The sequence below is a fragment of the Pseudolabrys sp. genome, assembly GCF_035943735.1.
Taxonomy (GTDB): Bacteria; Pseudomonadota; Alphaproteobacteria; order Rhizobiales; family Xanthobacteraceae; genus Pseudolabrys.
This window is the reverse complement of record NZ_DASZBV010000002.1, coordinates 1-18,963: the sequence shown is the minus strand read 5'-3', so window position 1 is coordinate 18,963 and position 18,963 is coordinate 1. Positions and strand designations below refer to the sequence as shown.

Sequence of the window (18,963 nt, the reverse complement as noted above, 5' to 3'; positions counted from 1 at the left end):
ATGACGCAGGCGGTCAGGTGAGGATCGCCCCCTTGGCCAGATTGGCGGACTTGGCCCATTCGCCGGCATCGATCTTCTTGCCGTCGGCGGGCTGCACGCGCGTGACCTTGAAGCGGCCATCGGCGCAGACCACGGTGAAACCGTCATCCTCCACCACGGCGACTTCGCCGAGCTTCCCGGCAATGCCTTTCGGATCGCGCGCCGGCAGCGGCTTGGCGTCGAAGATCTTGAGCTTCGCGCCGTTGAGCGTCGTCCACGCGCCGGGCGCCGGATTGCAGCCGCGGATCAGGCGGTCGATCTGCTCCCACGGCTTGCCCCAGTCGATGTGTGCATTGCCTTCGCGGCAGAGGCCTTCATAGGTCGCCTTCGACTCGTCCTGCTTGATGCGCGGCGCCTTGCCGGCCTTCACCAGGTCGACCGCTTCGAGCATGGCGTCGACGCCCATCGGGAACAGGCGGTCGAAATAGACGGTGCCGAGCGTGTCGGTGTCGGAGATCGGCGTCTTCTTCTGGATGAGGACGTCGCCGGTATCGAGGCCGTTGTCCGGCCAGAAGATCGACAGGCCCGTCTCCTTCTCGCCCTTGATGATCGGCCAGTTGATGGCCGAGGCGCCGCGATAGGCCGGCAGTAGCGACGGGTGATACTGGATCGAGCCGTGCGTCGGGATGTTGAGGAATTCCTCCGGCACGAACAACGTGACGAAGGCCATGACCTGCAGGTCGGGCTTCATCGCCTTGAACTCGTCCCACACCTTCGGGTCCTTGTAGGACGAGGGTTGGTGCACCGGCAGGCCGGCAGCGATGGCCGCTTCCTTGAGCGGATCAGCCTTGGCGCCCGGCTTCTCCGGCGCTACGAAGACGCCGATCACGGTCTCGCCGCGCTTCAACAGCGCTTCCAGCACGGCCTTGCCGAAGGCCTGCTGGCCGTGGACTACGATACGCATAAAGATTTCTCCCTAAATGCCGGGCTTCGTTTCCCGGGCGCAGCGCAGCACGAAGTGGTGCGCTGCAGACCCGGGATCCAGCTATTTGCGGACCGGGGTCCCGGATCAGCGGTGCACCGCTTGCGCGCTGCACCGCATCCGGGACACGAGTCAGTGCTTACGCCGCCTTTTCCTTCTTCTCCGGCGCGCTGAGCGCACCGGAGGCCTTGATCTCGGCGATGTCCTTGGCCGAGAGCTTGAGCACGTTGGAGAGGATCTCGTCGGTGTGCTCGCCGAGCAGCGGCGAACGCTTCACCTCGGTGATCGAGTCCGACAGTTTGATCGGGTTGCCGACCGACAGGTACTTGCCGCGGGTCGGATGTTCGACCTCGACCACGGTACCGGTCTTGCGCAGCGATTGGTCCTCGGCCAGTTCCTTCATCGACAGGATCGGGCCGCAGGGAATGTCGTGCTGGTTGAGCTCCTCCATGGCCTCGAACTTGGTCTTGGTCATGGTCCACTGCTCGATGCGCGCGAAGATCTGATTGAGTTTCGGCAGACGCGCCTTGGGCGTGGCGTATTCCGGATCGGTCTTCCAGGTCGGCTCGCCGATGACGTCGCAGATCGCTTCCCACACCGGAGCCTGGGTGATGAAGTAGATGTAGGCGTTCGGATCCTCCGGAGCGCCCTTGCACATCAGGATGCGGCCCGGCTGGCCGCCGCCGGAATCGTTGCCGGCGCGCGGCGTCGCGTCACCGAACGGAATGCCCTCGCCGTACTGGCTGTATTCGGTGAGCGGGCCGTGCTTGAGGCGCTGCTGGTCGCGCAGCTTGACGCGCGCGAGGTTGAGCACGCCGTCCTGCATGGCGCAGAGCACCTTCTGGCCGCGGCCGGTGCGGGTGCGCTGGAAGAGCGCGGTGACGATGCCGAGCGCGAGGTGCAGGCCGGTGCCGCTATCGCCGATCTGGGCGCCGGTGACGAGCGGCGGACCGTCGCGGAAGCCGGTGGTCGAGGCCGAGCCGCCGGTGCACTGGGCGACGTTCTCGTAAACCTTGCAGTCCTCATACGGGCCGGGGCCGAAACCCTTCACCGACGCGACGATCATGCGCGGGTTGAGCGTGTTGATGTGCTCCCAGGTCAGTCCCATGCGGTCGAGCGCGCCGGGGGCGAAGTTCTCGACCAGCACGTCGCAGGTCTTGATCAGCTCGTTGAGCACGCGCTTGCCCTGCGGATGCTTGGAGTCGATCGTGATCGAGCGCTTGTTGTGGTTGAGCATGGTGAAGTAGAGCGAGTCGGCGTTCGGCACGTCGCGCAGCTGACCGCGCGTGATGTCGCCAATGCCGGGGCGCTCGACCTTGATCACGTCGGCGCCGAACCAGGCGAGCAACTGCGTGCAGGTCGGACCCGACTGCACATGTGTAAAGTCGAGGATGCGCACACCCTGCAGCGCCTTGCCGTCCATGCCCTGCGGCTTGTTCGATATCCGCGGCAGCGCACTCACCTTGCCGTTGCCGTTCGCCTTCTTCGGCGCGGCCTTCTTCGCGGGCTTCGCGGCCGCCCTGGCGACCTTGCGCGCCGGCTTCTTCGCCGCGGCTTTCGATTTCTTCACAGTCTTCTTCGATTTCTTGGCCATGTCCTGATCCTCCAATCTCGATACATATCCCGTGCGCGACACGGGCCAGATGGAATGAATTGCGATAGCCGCGCGACGCGACGCACGAAGCGGCGCGTCGCCCGTCTCGCTACTTCTTCTTCAGCTTGCTCTGCGGGTTTAGGTTGCCGATGCGGCCCGACTCGCTGCCGGCCGCGGGGTCGATCACCGCGTTGATGAGTGTCGGCTTCCCCGAATCCATCGCTGCGTTGACCGCGCGCTTGAGCTCGTCAGGCGAAGTCACGTTGACGCCGGCGCCGCCAAAAGCCTCAATCATCTTGTCGTAGCGCGCGCCCCTGACGAAGGTGCAAATCGCAGGGTCGGTGCCAAGCGGATTGACGTCGGTGCCGCGATAAATGCCGTCATTGTTGAAAATGACGATGCAGACCGGCAAGTTGTAGCGACAGATCGTCTCGACCTCCATGCCGGAGAAGCCGAAGGCCGAGTCGCCTTCGACGCACAGCACGGGCTTGCCGGTCTCGATCGCAGCGGCGATGGCGTAGCCCATGCCGATGCCCATGATCCCCCAGGTGCCGACGTCGAGACGCTTGCGCGGGCGATACATGTCGATGATGCCGCGCGCCAGATCGAGCGTATTGGCGCCCTCGTTGACGAGGATGGCGTCCGGGCGCTCCTTGACGATCGTGCGCAGCACGCCGAGGGCGCCGTGGTAATCCATCGGCACGTTGTTGTTCATCAGGCGCGGCGCCATCTTGGCGACGTTCTCTTCGCGTTTTTTGCTGACCGCAGCCATCCAGTCGGCGGGCGCTTTCGGCCAACTCGCCCCCATGCCCTTGAGCAGGGCATCGACGCAGGAGCTGATGTCACCGACGATCGGCGCCACGATCTCGACGTTCGAGTCCATTTCCTTCGGCTCGATATCGATCTGGATGAACTTCTTTGGCTCGGTGCCCCAGGCCTTGCCTTTGCCGTGCGACAGGAGCCAGTTGAGGCGAGCGCCGATCAGCATCACCACGTCTGACTGCGCCAGCACCGTCGAGCGCGCCGCACCCGCGCATTGCGGATGCGTGTCCGGCAGCAGCCCCTTGCCCATGCTCATCGGCAGGAACGGCACGCCGCTCTTCTCGACCAGCTCGCGGATCGCGTCGTCCGCCTGCGCATAGGCCGCGCCCTTGCCGAGAATGATAAGCGGACGCTTGGCAGACTTGAGCGTGTCGAGCGCGCGCTTGATGGCATCAGGGGTGGGAATCTGCGCCGGCGCGGCGTCGATCACCTTGACCAGCGACTTCTGGCCCGCGTCGGCATCCATTACCTGGCCGAACAGCTTGGCCGGCAAGTCGAGGTAGACGCCTCCCGGGCGGCCGGACACCGCGGCGCGGATGGCGCGCGCGATGCCGATGCCGATGTCCTGCGCGTGCAGGACGCGGTAGGCCGCCTTGCACAGCGGCTTGGCGATGGCGAGCTGATCCATCTCCTCGTAGTCGCCCTGCTGCAGGTCGACGATCTCGCGCTCGGACGAGCCGGAGATCAGGATCATCGGGAAGCAGTTGGTGGTGGCGTGTGCCAGCGCGGTCAGACCGTTGAGGAAGCCGGGCGCCGAAACCGTGAGGCAGATGCCGGGCTTCTTGGTCAGCCAGCCGGCGATCGAGGCGGCGTAGCCGGCGCTCTGCTCGTGGCGGAACGACAGCACGCGAATGCCCGCGGCCTGCGCCATACGGCCGAAGTCGGTGATCGGAATTCCCGGCACACCGTAGATCGTCTCGACGCCGTTCAGCTTGAGCGCATCGATGATGAGATTGAACCCGTCCGTCAGATTCTGCGCGTCTTCCGCGGCTTCCGGTTTTGATTTCACTACTGCATCACTCATGGGAAACCTCCCTTACGTCCTCACGCGGGACTTTCAATCAAGATAGTCGGCATAGCGCGCCACGTGCTCGGCGAGGCCGAGCGCATGGTCGCGTACGAGATCTTCGGCGCGGTCGGTCGCGCGCGCCTCGAGTGCCTCGATGATGGCCATATGATCCTTGATCGACCGGTCGGCGCGGTCCTTCTCGCCGATGGTCGTGCGCCGGATCATGCGCATATGGGTGAACAGGTTGGCGGCCAGGTCGATCAGCACCTGGTTCTTGCTCAGCCTGATGATCGTCTGGTGGAATTCGATGTTGGCGGCCGAGTATTCATCGAGATGCGCGCGCAACTTGCCGTCGACGAACGCGGCGAACATCTTACGCAGGCCGGCGATCTCGTCGTCGCTCGCGGCCTTGGTGATCAGCCGCGCCGCCATGCTCTCGAGCGCCGCCCAGACGGTGATCATCTCGATCACCTCCTGCTTGGTCTTGCGCACGACGTAGATGCCGCGCCGCGGCACCGAGCGGACGAAGCCCTCGCTCTCGAGCTGCGCCATCGCCTCGCGCACGGGCGTCCGACTTATGCCGAAATCCTGCGCCAGCTTGCGCTCGTCGAGGCGGATCTCGTCGCGGCTGTGATAGATGTCCATCGTCACGATGGCGTTCTTCAGCGCGGTGTAGGCCTTCTGCTTGAAACTCGAGCCGGCATCGATCGGCTCCAGTGCCGGATGCGCGCCACTCGCACTCTGCCCGGCCGGCGCGCCAATGCGGGGCGCACCGTTGCTGCCGCGGTGATTGCGATTTCGGATGCTCATGCTGGTATACAATATGCCAGTAGACCGAGTGCAAGCAACCCGCCCCCGATTAAAAGCAGCGAATTGCTTGCAGAATTGGTGCACCGCAGCGTCAATTCGTACTGAATGCTGCATTGCGGTGTGCGCCGCCACGGCCGCCGACTTCCGCTTTCCCAAACCCAACGCGCCCCTTAGGAGCGCCTCGCGTGAGCGTACCAAGAACCCGCCCTGGCGCGGCCAGGGCGGGTTCGAGAACCTACTGGTCCCGGGTGGCCTGCATCATTCGCCGCCGCACCGGCTTGAGGATGAACAAGGCGAGCGCCACCACCACGAAGTTCATCAGGGCGGTGACGACGAAGACCATGTGCCAGCTGCCTGTCGACGTCTTGATCATGTTGGCCACCGGCACGAGGAAGGCCGAGGTGCCCTTCGCCGTGTACAGCAGGCTGAGGTTCACCGTTGCGAACCTCGGTCCGAACGTATCGGTACAGGTCGACGGGAAGAGGCTGAAAATCTCGCCCCAAGTGAGGAAGATCAGCGCAGCGAAGATCACGAAAGCCCAGGGCGCGGTGCCGAGCGAACCCAGCAGCCAGTACGAGATGCCGCCGAGGCCGAAGGCCATAGCCATCGTGAACTCGCGGCCGATATTGTCGGAGATCCAGCCGAACAATGGCCGCGCGGTACCGTTGGCGATGTTATCGATGATCAGCGCCGCGGTGATCGTCGTCGCGCCCCAGAAGATGATCTGATTGCCGACCTTGAAGTCAGCGGCGATCGGTGCGATCTGCGCGGTCGCCATCAGGCCGCTGGCCGAGACCATCACGAACATGATGTAGAGCAGCCAAAACACCGGTGAGATCAGCACTTCCTTCGGCGTAAAGCTGCGGGCCGATTGCGCGACCTTCGAGGCCGGCGCGGCCGCCAATTCGCCCGGCTCCGGTCCGCGCAGCAGCCATGCCAGTAGAAAGACCATGCCGCCCTGCACGATGCCGAACCAGATGAAGGCGGTCTGATAGTTGTAAGTCGAGATGACGTGCTGGATCGGGATCACCGTCAGCGCGGCGCCGGCGCCGTAGCCGGCTGCCGTGAGGCCGACCGCCAGACCACGGCGGTCAGGAAACCACTTCACCGCCAGACCGACGCTGGTTGCGTAGACCGCACCGCCGCCGATGCCGGAGATCACTGCGCCCAGATAAAGCATCGTGAGCGTCTCAGCGTAGCCGTTGATCACCCAGCCGATGGCGACCGTGAGGCCGCCGAATGCGACCATCAGCTTGGGCCCGCGCTGCGGTCCGAGCACATCCACGATCCAGCCCTCGATCGGCGTGAGCCAGGTCTCGAGCGCAATGAAGACGGCGAAGGCCACCTGGATCGAGGCGATCGACCAGCCATGCGCCTTGTTGATGGGGTTGACGAAGAGGGTCCAGCCGTACTGAAGGTTGGCGATCATCACCATGCAGATGATGCAGATGAGGAGTTTGCCCCAGCGGGCTCCCTCGGATGCCCGCGGCACAGCCGCCGAGCCTGCTACGAAAGTCATAGTCACCGCCATTAAGTCTACTATTTACATCGATAATCCGGATACTTGCCGGGTGCCAGCCAGTAGTAGGACACCGGCGACGGTGGAATCTACGGTCTTTTCAAAAATCTTATTTTGCGTTGCAGCAAAGGCAGTGCAGGGCACGGCACGCCCCGCGCCACTGCGCCAGACGGAACCAGCGTCGCCATGGCCCGTTCCCGAATGCGTCCCCCTCTCTGCCGCGGCAGGTCCAACGTGCTGACCGTTTCGCTTTTGTGGGCCTCGCTGATCGCGTGGCTGATCCTGCGCGCATTCCGACAGCGGCACGCCTTGAAGCCGCTCGCCCCCTCCTCGCCGCCACAGGATGCACCACGCGTCGCCATCATCGTCCCGGCGCGCGACGAAGCCGGCAATATCGGCGCCTGCGTCAGCTCGCTGATGGCGCAGGATCATCCGAGCCTCGCTATCGTCGTGGTCGACGACGAGTCCACCGACGACACCGCGGCCATCGTGCGCCGCCTTGCGCACAAGGATCGCCGTGTCGTGCTCATTCCCGGCGGACGGCTGCCGCCGGGCTGGAGCGGTAAGGTGAACGCCTGCTGCGCCGGCGCGCGCGCGGTTGCCGACGCGGTCGACTGGCTCTGCTTCCTCGACGCCGATATGCGTGCGCATCCGAAGCTGATCGCGAGCGCCGTCGCCGCCGCGCAAGCAGGCGCGCTCGACCTCCTGACTCTGGCGCCGCGCCAGGAACTCCAAAGCTTCGCCGAGCGGCTGATCCTGCCTTGCGGCCTCTATCTGCTGTCGTTCTCGCAGAATCTGACCAAGCTGCAGGCGCCGGACAGCGACGACGCGGTCGCGACCGGGCAATTCATGCTGATCCGCCGAACAGCCTATGAAGACGTCGGCGGACACGCGGCGGTCTCGCGCTCGATCGTCGAGGACATCGAACTGGCGCGACTGATGAAGCGCCGCGGCCATCGCGTGCTGATGCAGGACGGGACCGCGCTCCTGACGACGCGCATGTACACCGGCTGGCGCACGCTCTGGCCGGGCATCGCCAAGAACCTCGTCAGCATGCTCGGCGGACCGGCGGCGACGCTGGCGACCGTGGTCGCGGCGCTGGCGCTGGCCTGGGCCGCAGTGCTGTTGCCCGTCGTCACCGTCTATGGCTGCGCGAGCGGCAGTCACAGCGCCTGCATCGCCGCCATCCCTGCGCTGCTCGGCGCGGCCGCCGCATTCGGCCTGCATCTCGCGGGAGCGTCCTATTTCGGCATTCCCTGGACTTATGGCCTGTTGTTTCCGCTCGGTTACACCACCGGCGCCGTGATCGCGCTCGACAGTCTGCGCTGGCGCATCAGCGGCCGTGTGCGCTGGAAAGGCCGCGTCTATCGATGAGCAGCCGACACCCCGCGGCGAGAGCCGATACCGCCCCGGTCGCTGCATCCCGTCGAACGACCGCCCTGACCTTGGCGATTTTCGCCGGCCTGATGGTCGTCCTCTATCTCATTCGCGACATTCTCTTCCCGTTCGTGTTCGCCGGCGTTCTCGCTTACGTTTGCACGCCGCCGATCGACTGGCTGGCGCGTCGCACGCGCGCGCCGCGCTGGATATTCGCCGTGCTGGCGCTGATCGTGTTGATGAGCGTCGCCGCGCTGATCGGCTGGCTCGGCGTGCCGCCGCTGATCAAGGAGATCACGCAGGCCGGCGGCAATCTGCAGGGCAGCCTCGAGGGCATGCTGCGGCAGTTTCTCGGCGAGGGCACGATCAACCTGCTCGGCACGCCGATCAGTGCGCACGACATGGCACAGAACATCATCGGCGGTTTGCGTCAGCTGTTCAGCGACAGCACGCGCATGCTGACGCTGCTCGGTTACGGATTTGCCGGCATGTTCGGCTTCATCCTGTGCTGGGTCTTGCTCGGATATCTGTTGATCGCCGGCAAGCGCACCGGGGATCAATTGTTCTGGCTCGTTCCGCCCAACCACCGGCCGTTTGCACATCGCGTCTGGCACGACCTGCACAACGTGCTCTGGCGCTATTTCGTCGGCGTGGCGCTCGTGGTCGCCTACGCCACGACCGCGGCCTATATCGGCCTCGGCCTCATCCTCGACATCCACCACGCCGTCTTTCTCGCGCTGATCAGCGGACTGCTCGAAGTCATTCCGGTCATTGGCCCGTTCGCCTCCGCCACCATCGCCGGTCTCGTCGCCATCCAGCAGGCGACCAGCCCCTGGAATATCGTCGAGTACATCATGTACGCGGTGGCACTGCGCGTCTCCATCGACGAGTTCTTCGGCCCGATCGTGCTGGGCAGGGCCGCCTACCTGCCGCCGGTGCTTGTCATGTTCGCCTTCCTCGCCGGCGGCATCCTCTACGGCATCGTCGGCGTCGTGATCGCGGTTCCGTTCGCTCTGACGGTCAAGGCCATCCTGGCCGAGGTCTATCGCGATCCGGACGCCGTACCGCACTGACGCGGCGAATGACGCGCGCGCATCCTTCGCATTCCCGGGCGCGTGATTATCAAAACGCGCCGCATGCAATTGCAACTCTCTGCCCGCCGCTTGACGCAATGTGAGCAGCGGCGACACGGCACTGTCAAATAGCCGCAACAGCGGAACCACAAGGAGCGCGGCCGAGTCAACGGGACAAGCACTCCCTGTTGGAGTCAGGCCTTTGCTGCCGCAGCAAACAACTCATTTTGCGTTCCACTCTGCCTGGTTCGAGCACGCCGTATTCGGCCTCGATCGCTGGCTGCGGCAGCGACAGGGTGTTCTCGAATATAGCGACAATCCCCGCTGCGTATTTCGCATCCAGCGTGCCAAAGCCGAAACGCGTCTGGTGCTGCGCGACGGCACGCGGATCGCGGCGGGAGATGCCGTGCTCAACATCCACCTTTGGAACGAGCAGTTCCCGTCAATGGGCGGCGATGGCGCGACCATGCGCTGGGCGCGCGCGGTGGCCGGCGGCATCGACCTGTCATTGCGTGAACTGGCGCAGCATCTGCGCTGGACGCGCGAACTCGATGACGTCGTGGCGCTGCGGGCCGACATGCGTCTGGGAACCGCCGAGCAGAGCGGCCAACTCGCACGCATCTCCAGCCGCTATGGCTTCGAGGCGGGCTGCGTCGCCGAAGAGCATGGCGCCATTCACCGCTTTGGTGAGAATATTTTCTTGATTCTACTGGTGCTGGCCACAAACCCGGTGGCATTGCGCACACCTGTCCTGTGGCGGGATCATACTCTTGTCTACCTATCGCGTTCCTCTTTGGAACACCGATATGCTACTAGAACACGAGGACGGGGCACGCGGGGCGCGGCGGTATGTTGAACGGGAGTGATGTCCTGCGCTGGGTGGCAGATCTATGCCTCGCCGGCGCAGTACTCGGTTGTCTCTACTTTGTCTTTGTTGGCCTTTCGGTGCTGCGGTTCCGGATGCGCGAGGCCATTCCGCCAGCCGCCGCGGTGCCTGTCTCCGTGATCGTGCCCCTGTGCGGCGCCGAACCAGGACTGACACTGCGCCTGCGCGCCCTGCGCGACCAGGACTATGCCGGTCCGATCGAAATTCTCTGCGGCACCCTCGATCCCGACGACCCGGCCATCGAGGTCGTGCGTCAACTTGCCGCGGAGCGGGATGACCGCGCCATCGTCTGCCACGTGGACGGGCATGCGAACGGGCAGAACCTGAAAGTCGCCAATCTCGGCAATATCGCCAAGCACGCCAAGCACGACACCCTGGTGCTCATCGACAGCGACATCGTCGTCGGCCCGCATTATCTGGCCGGCGTCGTCGCCGAACTGCAGAAGCCCGGCGTCGGTGCCGTGACCTGCCTCTACTACGGGATTCACGGCGGCAGCCTGTGGTCGAAGCTCGGCGCGCTGAGCGCCAACATCCATTTCCTGCCGAACGTCGTCGGCGGGCTGACGCTCGGGCTGGCGCGCCCCTGTTTCGGCGCCACCATCGCGCTGACCCGCGACATGCTGCGCCGCATCGGCGGCTTCGCCGCCTTCGCCGACCAGCTCTGGGACGATTATGCGATCGGCGACGCCGTGCGCAGTACCGGTCATGACGTCGCCGTGGCCCCATTCGCGGTCGGCCACGTCTACACGGCGGCGAGCGCGGGCGAACTGGTCGCGCACAAGGTACGGCAGGACTGCACCATCAAGAGCATCAGCCCGCTCGGCCATACCGGCAGCGTCATCACGCATCCCTTTCCGCTAGCGCTGATCGCCGCCGGCCTCGGCGGCGGAGAACAGGCGCTGGCGCTCGGCGCCATCGCGCTCGCCTGCCGCGTCGGTCTGTGGTGGTGCGTCGAGCAGCGCTTCGACGTGCGCCCGCAGCATTACCTGCTTATTCCCGTGCGTGACCTCATCTCGTTCGGGGCCTATGTTGCCAGCTTCTTCGTCGTCGCCGTCACCTGGCGTGGCCAGCGCTACCGGCTCTCCGACCAGACGCTGATCGTCGATTCATCGAGCTAAGGACGCTTTTTGATGCGAACTTTGTTTCTCCAGGCTCCGTCGTTCGAAGGTTTCGACGGCGGCGCCGGTTCCCGCTACCAGGCCAAGCGCGAGATCAAGTCGCACTGGTACCCGACCTGGCTGGCGCAGCTCGCCGCCATGGTGCCGGATTCGAAGCTGATCGACGCGCCGCCGCACGGCATCACGCTCGATCAGATCGTGCCGCAGGCGAACGACTACGACCTGGTCGTGATGCATTCCTCGACGCCGACCTTCGCCTCCGACATCGCAACGGCGCGGGCGCTCAAGGACGTCAACCCGAAGCTCAAGATCGGCCTGGTGGGCGCCAACGTCGCCATCGATCCGAAGCGGAGCATCGAGAAGGCCGAGCCGATCGATTTCGTCACCGCCAAGGACTACGACTTCACGATCCGCGACGTGGCGCAGGGCAAGGACTTCGCCGAGATCGGCGGCCTCTGCTATCGCGACAATAACGGCGACATCCAGGAGACCGCGCCGCGTCCGACCTTGACCGACATGGACGAACTGCCCTTCGTCACGCCGGTCTACCAGCGCGACCTCAAGATCGAGAACTACTTCATCGGCTATCTCAAGCACCCCTACATCTCGTTCTATTCCGGCCGCGGCTGCAAATCGCGCTGCACCTTCTGCCTGTGGCCGCAGACCATTGGCGGCCATAAGTACCGCACGCGCAGCGTCGAGAACGTGGTCGAGGAAATCCGCTGGGCCAAGGCGGCAATGCCGCAGGTAAAGGAGTTCTTCTTCGACGACGACACCTTCACCGACGACCTGCCGCGGGCGGAAGCGATCGCCCGCGAGCTCGGCAAGCTCGGCATCACCTGGTCGTGCAACGCCAAGGCCAACGTGCCGCACGAGACGCTGAAGGTGCTGCGCGACAACGGCCTGCGGCTACTGCTCGTCGGCTACGAGTCCGGCAACCAGCAGATCCTGCACAACATCAAGAAGGGCATGCGCGTCGAGGTGGCGAAGCGCTTCACCAAGGACTGCCACGACCTCGGCATCACCATCCACGGCACCTTCATCATGGGCCTGCCGGGCGAGACGAAAGAGACGATTCAGGAGACGATCCGCTTCGCGCGCGAGATCAATCCGCACACCTTGCAGGTGTCGATCGCAGCGCCCTATCCCGGCACTTTCCTCTACAATCAGGCGGTCCAGAACGGCTGGCTGACCAATACCGAGCAGGATCTCGTCGACAACAACGGCGTGCAGATCGCGGCGCTGAGCTACCCGCATCTCAACCACACCGAAATCTTCCATTCGGTCGAGGAGTTCTACCGCCGGTTCTATTTCCGTGCTCCCAAAATCGCCTCGATCGTCGGGGAGATGCTGCTCAGCCGCGAGATGCTGCAGCGGCGCTTGCGCGAGGCGGTCGAGTTCTTCGCCTTCCTGCGTGAGCACCGGAGGGTGAGCCACTGAACTTCTTCGTGATCACCGCGGACGACTTCGGCCTCTCACACGAGGTGAATGAAGCGATCGTCCGCGCGCACAAGGACGGCATCCTGACGGCGGCGAGCCTGATGGTCTCCGGCGCCGGCGCACAGGAAGCGCTGGCCATCGCGCGCAAGATGCCGAGCCTGCGCGTCGGCCTGCATCTGGTGTTGATCGAAGGCCGGCCGACCTTGCGGCCGCAGCAAATCCCCGACCTGGTCGGCCCTGACGGCCACCTGCGCAAGGACATGGTGCGCGTCGCCTTCGACCTGGCGCGGCAGCCGGACATGCGCCGGCAGCTCAAGCGCGAGATCGCGGCGCAGTTCGCCGCTTTCGCGCGCACCGGCCTGCCGCTCGACCACGTCAACGCGCACAAGCATTTCCACATGCATCCGATCGTGGCCGCGCAGGTCATCAATATCGGCCATCAGTTCGGCATGCGGGCGCTGCGGGTGCCGCGCGAGCCGGGCCACGTGATGGCGCCGGGCTGTACGCTGCTCGCCGCGCAGGCGCGCCGCGCCGGCCTCGTCGTTCCCGATGCGGTGCTCGGGCTGCGCTACACCGGGCGGATGACGCGCGAGCGCGTGCTGACCGCGCTGGAGAAGGCGCCGCCCGGACTGGTCGAGGTTTACACGCATCCGGCGATCAGCGACCGCTTCGAAGGATGCGCCAAAGGCTATCGTTATCGTGACGAACTGGCCGCCTTGACCGACGTCGATGTGGTGCGGACGCTGCGCGCAACGCATCGCAGCATCGGCGGCTATGCCGACGCCCAGCGCCTGCCGCTCAGCGCGGCAAATATCCGGCTTGCCTGAACCAGGCGATCGCGTCGGCAATGCCTTCGCGATAGGGCCGCGCCCGATAATTCAGTTCCCGCTCCGCCTTGGCGGATGAAAAGAACATCTTGTTCTTGGCCATGCGCAGACCGTCGAGCGTCAGCATCGGCTCGCGGCCGGTGCGGCGCGCGATCGCCTCGCTCACGTGGGCGAACGGCATCAGCGCCTGGCGCGGGATGCGGATCGTCGGCGGCCGGCGTCCGACCGCCTCGGCCACCGTGCGCAGGATCTCGGCCAGCGACGCATTCTGCCCGCCGAGCACGTAGCGTTCGCCGACGCGGCCGCGCTCGAACGCAGCAAGATGTCCTTCGGCGACATCGTCGACATGCACCATGTTGAGCCCGGTATCGACGAAGGCGGGCATGCGGCCGGACGCCGCCTCGACGATGATGCGGCCGGTCGGCGTCGGCTTGACGTCGCGCGGCCCGATCGGCGTCGACGGATTGACGATCACCGCCGGCAGACCCTGCGCGATCAGCTCTTCAACCGCGCGTTCGGCCGCCACCTTGCTGCGCTTGTAGGTTCCGATCGCCCGCTGTTCCTCGAGCGGCATGCTCTCGTCGGCCGAGGCGCCGTCGGTGCGCGCGGCGAGCGTGGCCACGCTGCTCGTGTAGACCACGCGCTCCACGCCGGCGCGCATCGCTTCCTGCATCAAGGCGCGGGTGCCGGCGACGTTGGTATCGATCATCTCCTGCGGGTTGCGCGCCCACATCCGGTAGTCGGCGGCCACGTGGAAGAGATAGCGCACGCCGGCCAGCGCATCGCGCAGCGAGGCCGGATCGCGCAGGTCGCCGGTGACGAAATCGAGGCCGAGTTCGGCGAGATGCGTGGTCGGGCTCCTGAGCCGGACCAGCGCGCGTACGGCAAAGCCCGCCTCGCGCAAGCGGCGGGCGACGGCGGAGCCGACAAAGCCGCTCGCACCCGTCACCAGAACCGTACCAGTCCTTGCCATCGTTTCCGCCTGCGCTTCCTGGCCGCCGCTCGACTCCGGCCGAATTTATAGGCCCCGTTCGATGGGTTTCAAATCAGCGGCACAATGGGAACACATTGGGCCACCGGCGGTTACCTTCGCAAGACACGCCACCGTTTCCCGACAATCCATACGTGTCAGTTCAGTCAACAGACGACCATGGAGCACACCTTGGAGCAGGAAAACAGGACGCAGACCGGCGCCGAAGCCGGGCGGAGCGGCCGTGACGGCGGGCTACTCGGCGAAACGGCCGAGGCCCTCAGGGAGCGCGCCACCGAAGCGCTGAAAGGCACCGCCGCCGACCTCGCCGAAGCCGGCAAGGAAACGGGCGCCCAACGCATCGGCCGCCTCGGGCGCGCCGTGCACGGCGCCGCCAACGAGATCGGCAAGGAACTGCCGCAGGCGGCCGAATACGTACACACGGCGGGCGAAAGCCTCGAGAACGCGGCCGCGCATCTGCACGATCACAGCGTCGAGGATCTGTTCGCCTCGTTCAGCCGGTTCGCGCGGCGGCAGCCGATCGCCGCCTTTGCCGGGGCGATCCTCGCCGGTTTCGTGCTGTCGCGCTTCATCAAGAGTTCGCAGTAACCGGAGTTGTCATGACCATTCCGTTCGAGGAGCGTGACCGTTCGATCCCGGGGATCGTCATCGATCTCCTCAATCAGTTCACCACGCTGCTGCGGCAGGAGAGCCAGCTCGCTCGCGCCGAGATTTCCGAGAACGTGAACCGCGCGATCATGGGCATCGTCATGGCGGTGGTCGCGGCGGTCGTGTTCATCCCTGCCTTGGTCATCCTCCTCATGGCGGCGGTGTACGCGCTGGAAGCCGCCGGGCTCGCGCCCTACTGGTCGGCGCTCGCCATTGGCGGCGGCGCATTGATCGTCGGCGCCATCCTCCTGTTGGTGGGCATGAGCCGGCTCAAGATGAAGAACCTCGTTCCGCGAAAGACCATCCATCAGCTGCAGGAAGATGCCGCTCTCGCCAAACGTCAGGTGAATGGCGAGGAAAGGACCGGTGATGGCTTCCAGCGAGCAGCTTGAGCGTGAAGCGGAGGCGACGCGCGTTCGCATCGAGCAGACGCTCGCCGAGCTCCGCACGCGCATCAGCCCGGGCCAGATCGTCGATCAGGCGGTGGACTATGCACGCGACGCCGCCGGCGGCGATTTCGTGCGCAACCTGAGCCGGCAGGTGGCGAAGAATCCGGTGCCGGTCGCGCTGATGGGGGCCGGTCTGGTGTGGCTGATGATGGCGCCGCGGCGTCCTCGCAATGGGGCAATCGAACAACCAGGAGATGGCTCGGTCGATACGACCGAGCCTGCCAGTAGCAACGCGAGCGCAGACAGGACGGGCACAATGACATCGGATTCAAAAAGCAAGGCGCAGACGGCGGCGGATACGGCGGCCGAACGCAGCGAAAAAAGCCATGAGAAAGCCGGCTCGATGGCTTCGGGCGCTTATGAAAAGAGTGCCGACGCCGCCGCGCGCGCCTACGACAAGGCTTCGGATCTGGCCGGCTCGGCCTATGAGCGCGCAGGCGATATGATCGGTCGCGCACGCGAGACGGGCTCCGAGGCTTACGGCCGCGCCCGCGATGCGGCGAGCCACTCGATGGCGTCGGCCCGCGGCGCGAGGCGCAGCATCTCGAAGTTCGCGCGTGAGGAACCGCTGGTCGTCGCCGGGATCGGCATTGCGCTCGGGGCCGTCATCGGCGCGCTGCTGCCGTCGACAGACATCGAAAATCGCACGATGGGCGAGCGCAGCGACGCGCTCAAGGCCGACGCCGTCGAGGCGGCGCGCGAGCAATGGGAGCATGGCAAGGAGATCGCGGAAACCGGCTGGGACGAGGCAAAGGAAGCCGCGCGGCGCACCTGGGAAGACGCCAAAGAAGAGGCGCAGCGCAGCTGGGACGAGACCAAGCGTACCGCCGGCAGCGCCGACGGGCATGCCGGTGACCTCACCGGCACGCAGGCGCCGCTGGTGCCGTCGGAAGCCGAAGCAAAAGCCGAGCGTGTCGCCGCCGCCGCCAAACGGAACGCGCGCTCAGGGTCGGGGAGCCGTCCTGTCCAGTCGTCCTGAGGCGCCGACGCGGGCCGCGGGCATCAGGTTGCCTGCGGTGTTCTCAGCGCGCGGCGAAGTCCGAGATGCCGCCGTGCGCCGCCGACCATTTCGACGGCTCGGTGAGGAAGGCACGGACTTCCCGCAGCGTGTTGGCGTCGAAGATCTTGTCTTCCTCGGCGACCTCGAGCACGTCCCACCAGGTGGTGAGGTAGTGCAGCTTGACGTTCAGGTTCTTCAGGTGGCCGGCGCTCTGCGGGAAGATGTCGTAATAGAAGACGACGAAGCAGTGATCGACCTGCGCGCCCGCCGAACGCAGCGCGTTGCAAAAATTGACCTTGCTGCCGCCGTCGGTGGCGAGATCCTCGACCAGCAGCGCGCGCGCGCCGGGCGCGAGTTCGCCTTCGATCTGCGCGTTGCGGCCGAAGCCTTTCGCCTTCTTGCGGATGTACTGCATCGGCAGCATCAGCCGGTCGGCGATCCAGGCGGCGAAGGGAATGCCGGCGGTCTCGCCGCCGGCGACGCAGTCGATCGACTCGAAGCCGATCTCGCTCATGATGACCTGCGCCGAGAAGTCCATCAGCGCGTTGCGTAAGCGCGGATAGGAGATGATCTTGCGGCAGTCGACGTAGACCGGGCTCGCCCAGCCGGAGGTGAAGATATAGGGCTTCTCGGCGTTGAAATGGATCGCCTTGATCTCGAGCATCATCCGGGCGGCCTGCCGGGCGATGGCTTTCTTGTCGGGCGTGGTGGCGGAAAACGTGCCCATATCGGCTCCTTTTCGGTCGCGCCCGCGCCAGGCGCCGCTTGAGGCGCGCGCTGGGGCTTGAATGCGGGGTATTTCGTAGCTTATGACGCCGGCGCGAGCGACCAGTCAACCTGATCGCCGCCGAAAAGCGGGTGGATTTCCCCCAGCTTTCCCACCTCGACCTCGTCGCAGACCAGGCTCGGGCGCTTTTCCAGCGTCACCCGCTCCTCATTGGGCGGCAGACCGTAGAAGGCGGGGCCGTTGAGCGAGGCAAAGGCCTCGAACCTGTCGAGCGCCTTTTCCTCCTCGAACACCTTGAGATAGGCGGCAAGCGCCGCCGGCGCGCCGAACACGCCGGCGCAGCCGCAGTCGGCCTCCTTCAGATGGCGCAGATGCGGCGCCGAGTCGGTGCCGAGGAAGAAGCCGGGCTCGCCGCTGGTCGCAGCCTGGCGCAAAGCGAGGCGATGCTCCTCGCGCTTGAGCACCGGCAAGCAATACATGTGCGGACGCAAGCCGCCGGCGAACAAAGCGTTGCGGTTGTAGAGGAGATGCTGCGGCGTCAGCGTCGCGCCGAGCCGGTCTTTGTGCGCGCGCACGACGGCAACGCCGTCTTTGGTGGTGACGTGCTCCATGATGATCTTGAGCGTGGGCACGCGCGCGAGCAGCGGCAGCAGCACGCGGTCGATGAAGGCCTTCTCCCGGTCGAACACGTCGATCTCCGGCAGCGGCACCTCGCCGTGCACGCAGAGGCGCATGCCGGCCTCGGCCATCGCCTCGAGCACCGGCATCACCTTGTCGATCGACTTGACGCCGGCGGCGGAATTCGTCGTGGCGTGCGCCGGATAGAGCTTCACCGCGGTGAAGACGCCGTCCGAAAAGCCGGCGATGAGATCGCGCCTGTCGGTGTCGTCGGTGAGGTAGCAGGTCATCAGTGGCGTGAAGGCGTGACCCTTCACCGCCGCCATGATGCGCGCGCGGTAGTCGGCCGCCATCTTCGCCGTCGTCACCGGCGGCACCAGATTGGGCATGACGATGGCGCGCGCGAAATGCGCCGCGGTGAACGGCGCCACGGACTTCAGGATATCGCCGTCGCGGAAATGGACGTGCCAGTCGTCCGGCTTGCGGATGGTCAGACGGGTCATTGCGGCCTGCCGGATTTCGTTCGGAAGCGATCGATCGGCGCACACATACATCACTCCATTGCTGGCACCAATCGGCGCGTCATCATCATCGCGCCAGACATGCGTCATCGCCCGTATTCTTTGGTCGGCCCCGGGTGAGCCGTAGTCCGTAGTCGCTTCCGCCGCTCCCGAGAAGAACCGAGGGCGCGCGGGACGCTCTTGGGCCCTGGGCGCACACAAGCTTGCGCAGTGTGCGCAAACAAGGCGCTCGGACCCACGGACCTCGACGCCTCGCAGCATCGAGGCATGCTGAAGTCCGAATAACCGCAAGTCCGCCAAGTCCCAAGGCGTCCCGCGCGCGGTGTTTAATCGGTCTGCTCCGCACCGCCCCTGGTGGACTCTCCTTTCAGGCCCTCCTGCTTTCGCAGCCAAGGCCTTTCCACCACTACGGGCCCCGATCATTGCCGGTTATCCTGTGACCGGCGCCGGCAATACCATCACTGTGGCCCAGCGACGTGCGGTCGGCACGCCGGGACGGAGCGGCTTGAACCGCCGGGAGGGGAAACCGCGCCGCATCTCCGACGCTCCCACCCCGGCCACCGCTCCCCGCCC

The 18,963-nt window shown here is 65.6% G+C and carries 17 protein-coding genes; 9 read left to right on the top strand and 8 right to left on the bottom strand.

From position 1 onward, the window contains the following. Positions 1–13 precede the first annotated feature (13 nt). The 5 genes from VGV41_RS00925 to oxlT form a co-directional block, all read right to left on the bottom strand. Positions 14–943, bottom strand: a complete 930-nt coding sequence (locus VGV41_RS00925; protein ID WP_326861766.1) for a methionyl-tRNA formyltransferase — start codon at positions 941–943, stop codon at positions 14–16. 157 nt (positions 944–1,100) lie between these two features. After that, complete coding sequence (gene frc / locus VGV41_RS00920; RefSeq protein WP_326861784.1) at positions 1,101–2,384, bottom strand: formyl-CoA transferase; 1,284 nt, start codon at positions 2,382–2,384, stop codon at positions 1,101–1,103. Between the two features lie 280 nt (positions 2,385–2,664). Continuing rightward, positions 2,665–4,401, bottom strand: coding sequence for an oxalyl-CoA decarboxylase (gene oxc, locus VGV41_RS00915; RefSeq protein ID WP_326861765.1), 1,737 nt, complete (start codon positions 4,399–4,401; stop codon positions 2,665–2,667). A gap of 33 nt (positions 4,402–4,434) precedes the next feature. Further along, the gene (locus VGV41_RS00910; protein ID WP_326861764.1) at positions 4,435–5,196 is read right to left on the bottom strand and encodes a GntR family transcriptional regulator; all 762 of its coding nucleotides are present in this window, start codon (positions 5,194–5,196) and stop codon (positions 4,435–4,437) included. A gap of 235 nt (positions 5,197–5,431) precedes the next feature. Continuing rightward, entirely contained in the window at positions 5,432–6,715 is a 1,284-nt protein-coding gene (oxlT, locus tag VGV41_RS00905) for an oxalate/formate MFS antiporter (protein ID WP_326861763.1), read from the bottom strand. Positions 6,716–6,949: 234 nt separating this feature from the next. Here oxlT and VGV41_RS00900 point away from each other — a divergent pair, with 234 nt between their 5' ends. The 6 genes from VGV41_RS00900 to hpnK all read left to right on the top strand — a co-directional run bounded on the left by VGV41_RS00900 (position 6,950) and on the right by hpnK (position 13,436). Further along, positions 6,950–8,089, top strand: a complete 1,140-nt coding sequence (locus tag VGV41_RS00900; protein ID WP_326861762.1) for a glycosyltransferase family A protein — start codon at positions 6,950–6,952, stop codon at positions 8,087–8,089. 71 nt (positions 8,090–8,160) lie between these two features. Then, entirely contained in the window at positions 8,161–9,165 is a 1,005-nt protein-coding gene (locus tag VGV41_RS00895; protein ID WP_326861761.1) for an AI-2E family transporter, read from the top strand. Between the two features lie 202 nt (positions 9,166–9,367). Beyond that, a complete protein-coding gene (locus VGV41_RS00890) occupies positions 9,368–10,021 on the top strand; it encodes a YkoP family protein (RefSeq protein WP_326861760.1) in 654 nt (217 codons plus the stop codon). Beyond that, positions 10,015–11,169: a bacteriohopanetetrol glucosamine biosynthesis glycosyltransferase HpnI gene (gene hpnI, locus VGV41_RS00885; protein WP_326861759.1), complete on the top strand. Its 1,155-nt coding sequence runs from the start codon at positions 10,015–10,017 to the stop codon at positions 11,167–11,169. Before VGV41_RS00890 ends, hpnI begins: the two co-directional genes overlap by 7 nt. A gap of 12 nt (positions 11,170–11,181) precedes the next feature. Continuing rightward, a complete protein-coding gene (gene hpnJ, locus VGV41_RS00880; protein ID WP_326861758.1) occupies positions 11,182–12,609 on the top strand; it encodes a hopanoid biosynthesis associated radical SAM protein HpnJ in 1,428 nt (475 codons plus the stop codon). Continuing rightward, positions 12,606–13,436 carry a hopanoid biosynthesis-associated protein HpnK gene (hpnK, locus tag VGV41_RS00875; protein WP_414705040.1) on the top strand — a complete coding sequence of 277 codons (831 nt, stop codon included), beginning with the start codon at positions 12,606–12,608 and terminating at the stop codon, positions 13,434–13,436. Before hpnJ ends, hpnK begins: the two co-directional genes overlap by 4 nt. Here hpnK and hpnA read toward each other — a convergent pair. Next, positions 13,408–14,409 carry a hopanoid-associated sugar epimerase gene (gene hpnA / locus VGV41_RS00870; RefSeq protein ID WP_326861756.1) on the bottom strand — a complete coding sequence of 334 codons (1,002 nt, stop codon included), beginning with the start codon at positions 14,407–14,409 and terminating at the stop codon, positions 13,408–13,410. The genes hpnK and hpnA overlap by 29 nt on opposite strands. Before the next feature lie 177 nt (positions 14,410–14,586). On the opposite strand from hpnA, the gene VGV41_RS00865 reads away from it, so the two are divergent. From VGV41_RS00865 to VGV41_RS00855, 3 genes are read left to right on the top strand one after another with little or no spacing between them, the layout of a single operon-like run. After that, positions 14,587–15,015 carry a hypothetical protein gene (locus VGV41_RS00865; protein ID WP_326861755.1) on the top strand — a complete coding sequence of 143 codons (429 nt, stop codon included), beginning with the start codon at positions 14,587–14,589 and terminating at the stop codon, positions 15,013–15,015. 11 nt (positions 15,016–15,026) lie between these two features. After that, the gene (locus VGV41_RS00860) at positions 15,027–15,467 is read left to right on the top strand and encodes a phage holin family protein (RefSeq protein ID WP_326861754.1); all 441 of its coding nucleotides are present in this window, start codon (positions 15,027–15,029) and stop codon (positions 15,465–15,467) included. Then, positions 15,445–16,503 carry a DUF3618 domain-containing protein gene (locus VGV41_RS00855; protein ID WP_326861783.1) on the top strand — a complete coding sequence of 353 codons (1,059 nt, stop codon included), beginning with the start codon at positions 15,445–15,447 and terminating at the stop codon, positions 16,501–16,503. The genes VGV41_RS00860 and VGV41_RS00855 overlap by 23 nt, the downstream gene beginning before the upstream one ends. 43 nt (positions 16,504–16,546) lie before the next feature. Here VGV41_RS00855 and VGV41_RS00850 read toward each other — a convergent pair whose 3' ends face one another. Together VGV41_RS00850 and pyrC are read right to left on the bottom strand one after the other, a co-directional pair. After that, positions 16,547–17,251 carry an orotate phosphoribosyltransferase gene (locus tag VGV41_RS00850; protein WP_326861753.1) on the bottom strand — a complete coding sequence of 235 codons (705 nt, stop codon included), beginning with the start codon at positions 17,249–17,251 and terminating at the stop codon, positions 16,547–16,549. Positions 17,252–17,331: 80 nt separating this feature from the next. After that, the gene (gene pyrC / locus VGV41_RS00845) at positions 17,332–18,372 is read right to left on the bottom strand and encodes a dihydroorotase (RefSeq protein WP_326861752.1); all 1,041 of its coding nucleotides are present in this window, start codon (positions 18,370–18,372) and stop codon (positions 17,332–17,334) included. Positions 18,373–18,963: the final 591 nt, after the last annotated feature.

What these genes read in the sequence shown, in the direction of transcription:
- hpnA (WP_326861756.1), bottom strand. Translation starts at nt 14,409, where the DNA reads ATGGCAAGGACTGGTACGGTTCTGGTGACGGGTGCGAGCGGCTTTGTC.
- VGV41_RS00850 (WP_326861753.1), bottom strand. Translation starts at nt 17,251, where the DNA reads ATGGGCACGTTTTCCGCCACCACGCCCGACAAGAAAGCCATCGCCCGG.
- VGV41_RS00865 (WP_326861755.1), top strand. Translation starts at nt 14,587, where the DNA reads ATGGAGCACACCTTGGAGCAGGAAAACAGGACGCAGACCGGCGCCGAA.
- pyrC (WP_326861752.1), bottom strand. Translation starts at nt 18,372, where the DNA reads ATGACCCGTCTGACCATCCGCAAGCCGGACGACTGGCACGTCCATTTC.
- hpnI (WP_326861759.1), top strand. Translation starts at nt 10,015, where the DNA reads ATGTTGAACGGGAGTGATGTCCTGCGCTGGGTGGCAGATCTATGCCTC.
- VGV41_RS00855 (WP_326861783.1), top strand. Translation starts at nt 15,445, where the DNA reads ATGGCTTCCAGCGAGCAGCTTGAGCGTGAAGCGGAGGCGACGCGCGTT.
- VGV41_RS00860 (WP_326861754.1), top strand. Translation starts at nt 15,027, where the DNA reads ATGACCATTCCGTTCGAGGAGCGTGACCGTTCGATCCCGGGGATCGTC.
- VGV41_RS00910 (WP_326861764.1), bottom strand. Translation starts at nt 5,196, where the DNA reads ATGAGCATCCGAAATCGCAATCACCGCGGCAGCAACGGTGCGCCCCGC.
- frc (WP_326861784.1), bottom strand. Translation starts at nt 2,384, where the DNA reads ATGGACGGCAAGGCGCTGCAGGGTGTGCGCATCCTCGACTTTACACAT.
- VGV41_RS00925 (WP_326861766.1), bottom strand. Translation starts at nt 943, where the DNA reads ATGCGTATCGTAGTCCACGGCCAGCAGGCCTTCGGCAAGGCCGTGCTG.
- oxc (WP_326861765.1), bottom strand. Translation starts at nt 4,401, where the DNA reads ATGAGTGATGCAGTAGTGAAATCAAAACCGGAAGCCGCGGAAGACGCG.
- oxlT (WP_326861763.1), bottom strand. Translation starts at nt 6,715, where the DNA reads ATGACTTTCGTAGCAGGCTCGGCGGCTGTGCCGCGGGCATCCGAGGGA.
- hpnJ (WP_326861758.1), top strand. Translation starts at nt 11,182, where the DNA reads ATGCGAACTTTGTTTCTCCAGGCTCCGTCGTTCGAAGGTTTCGACGGC.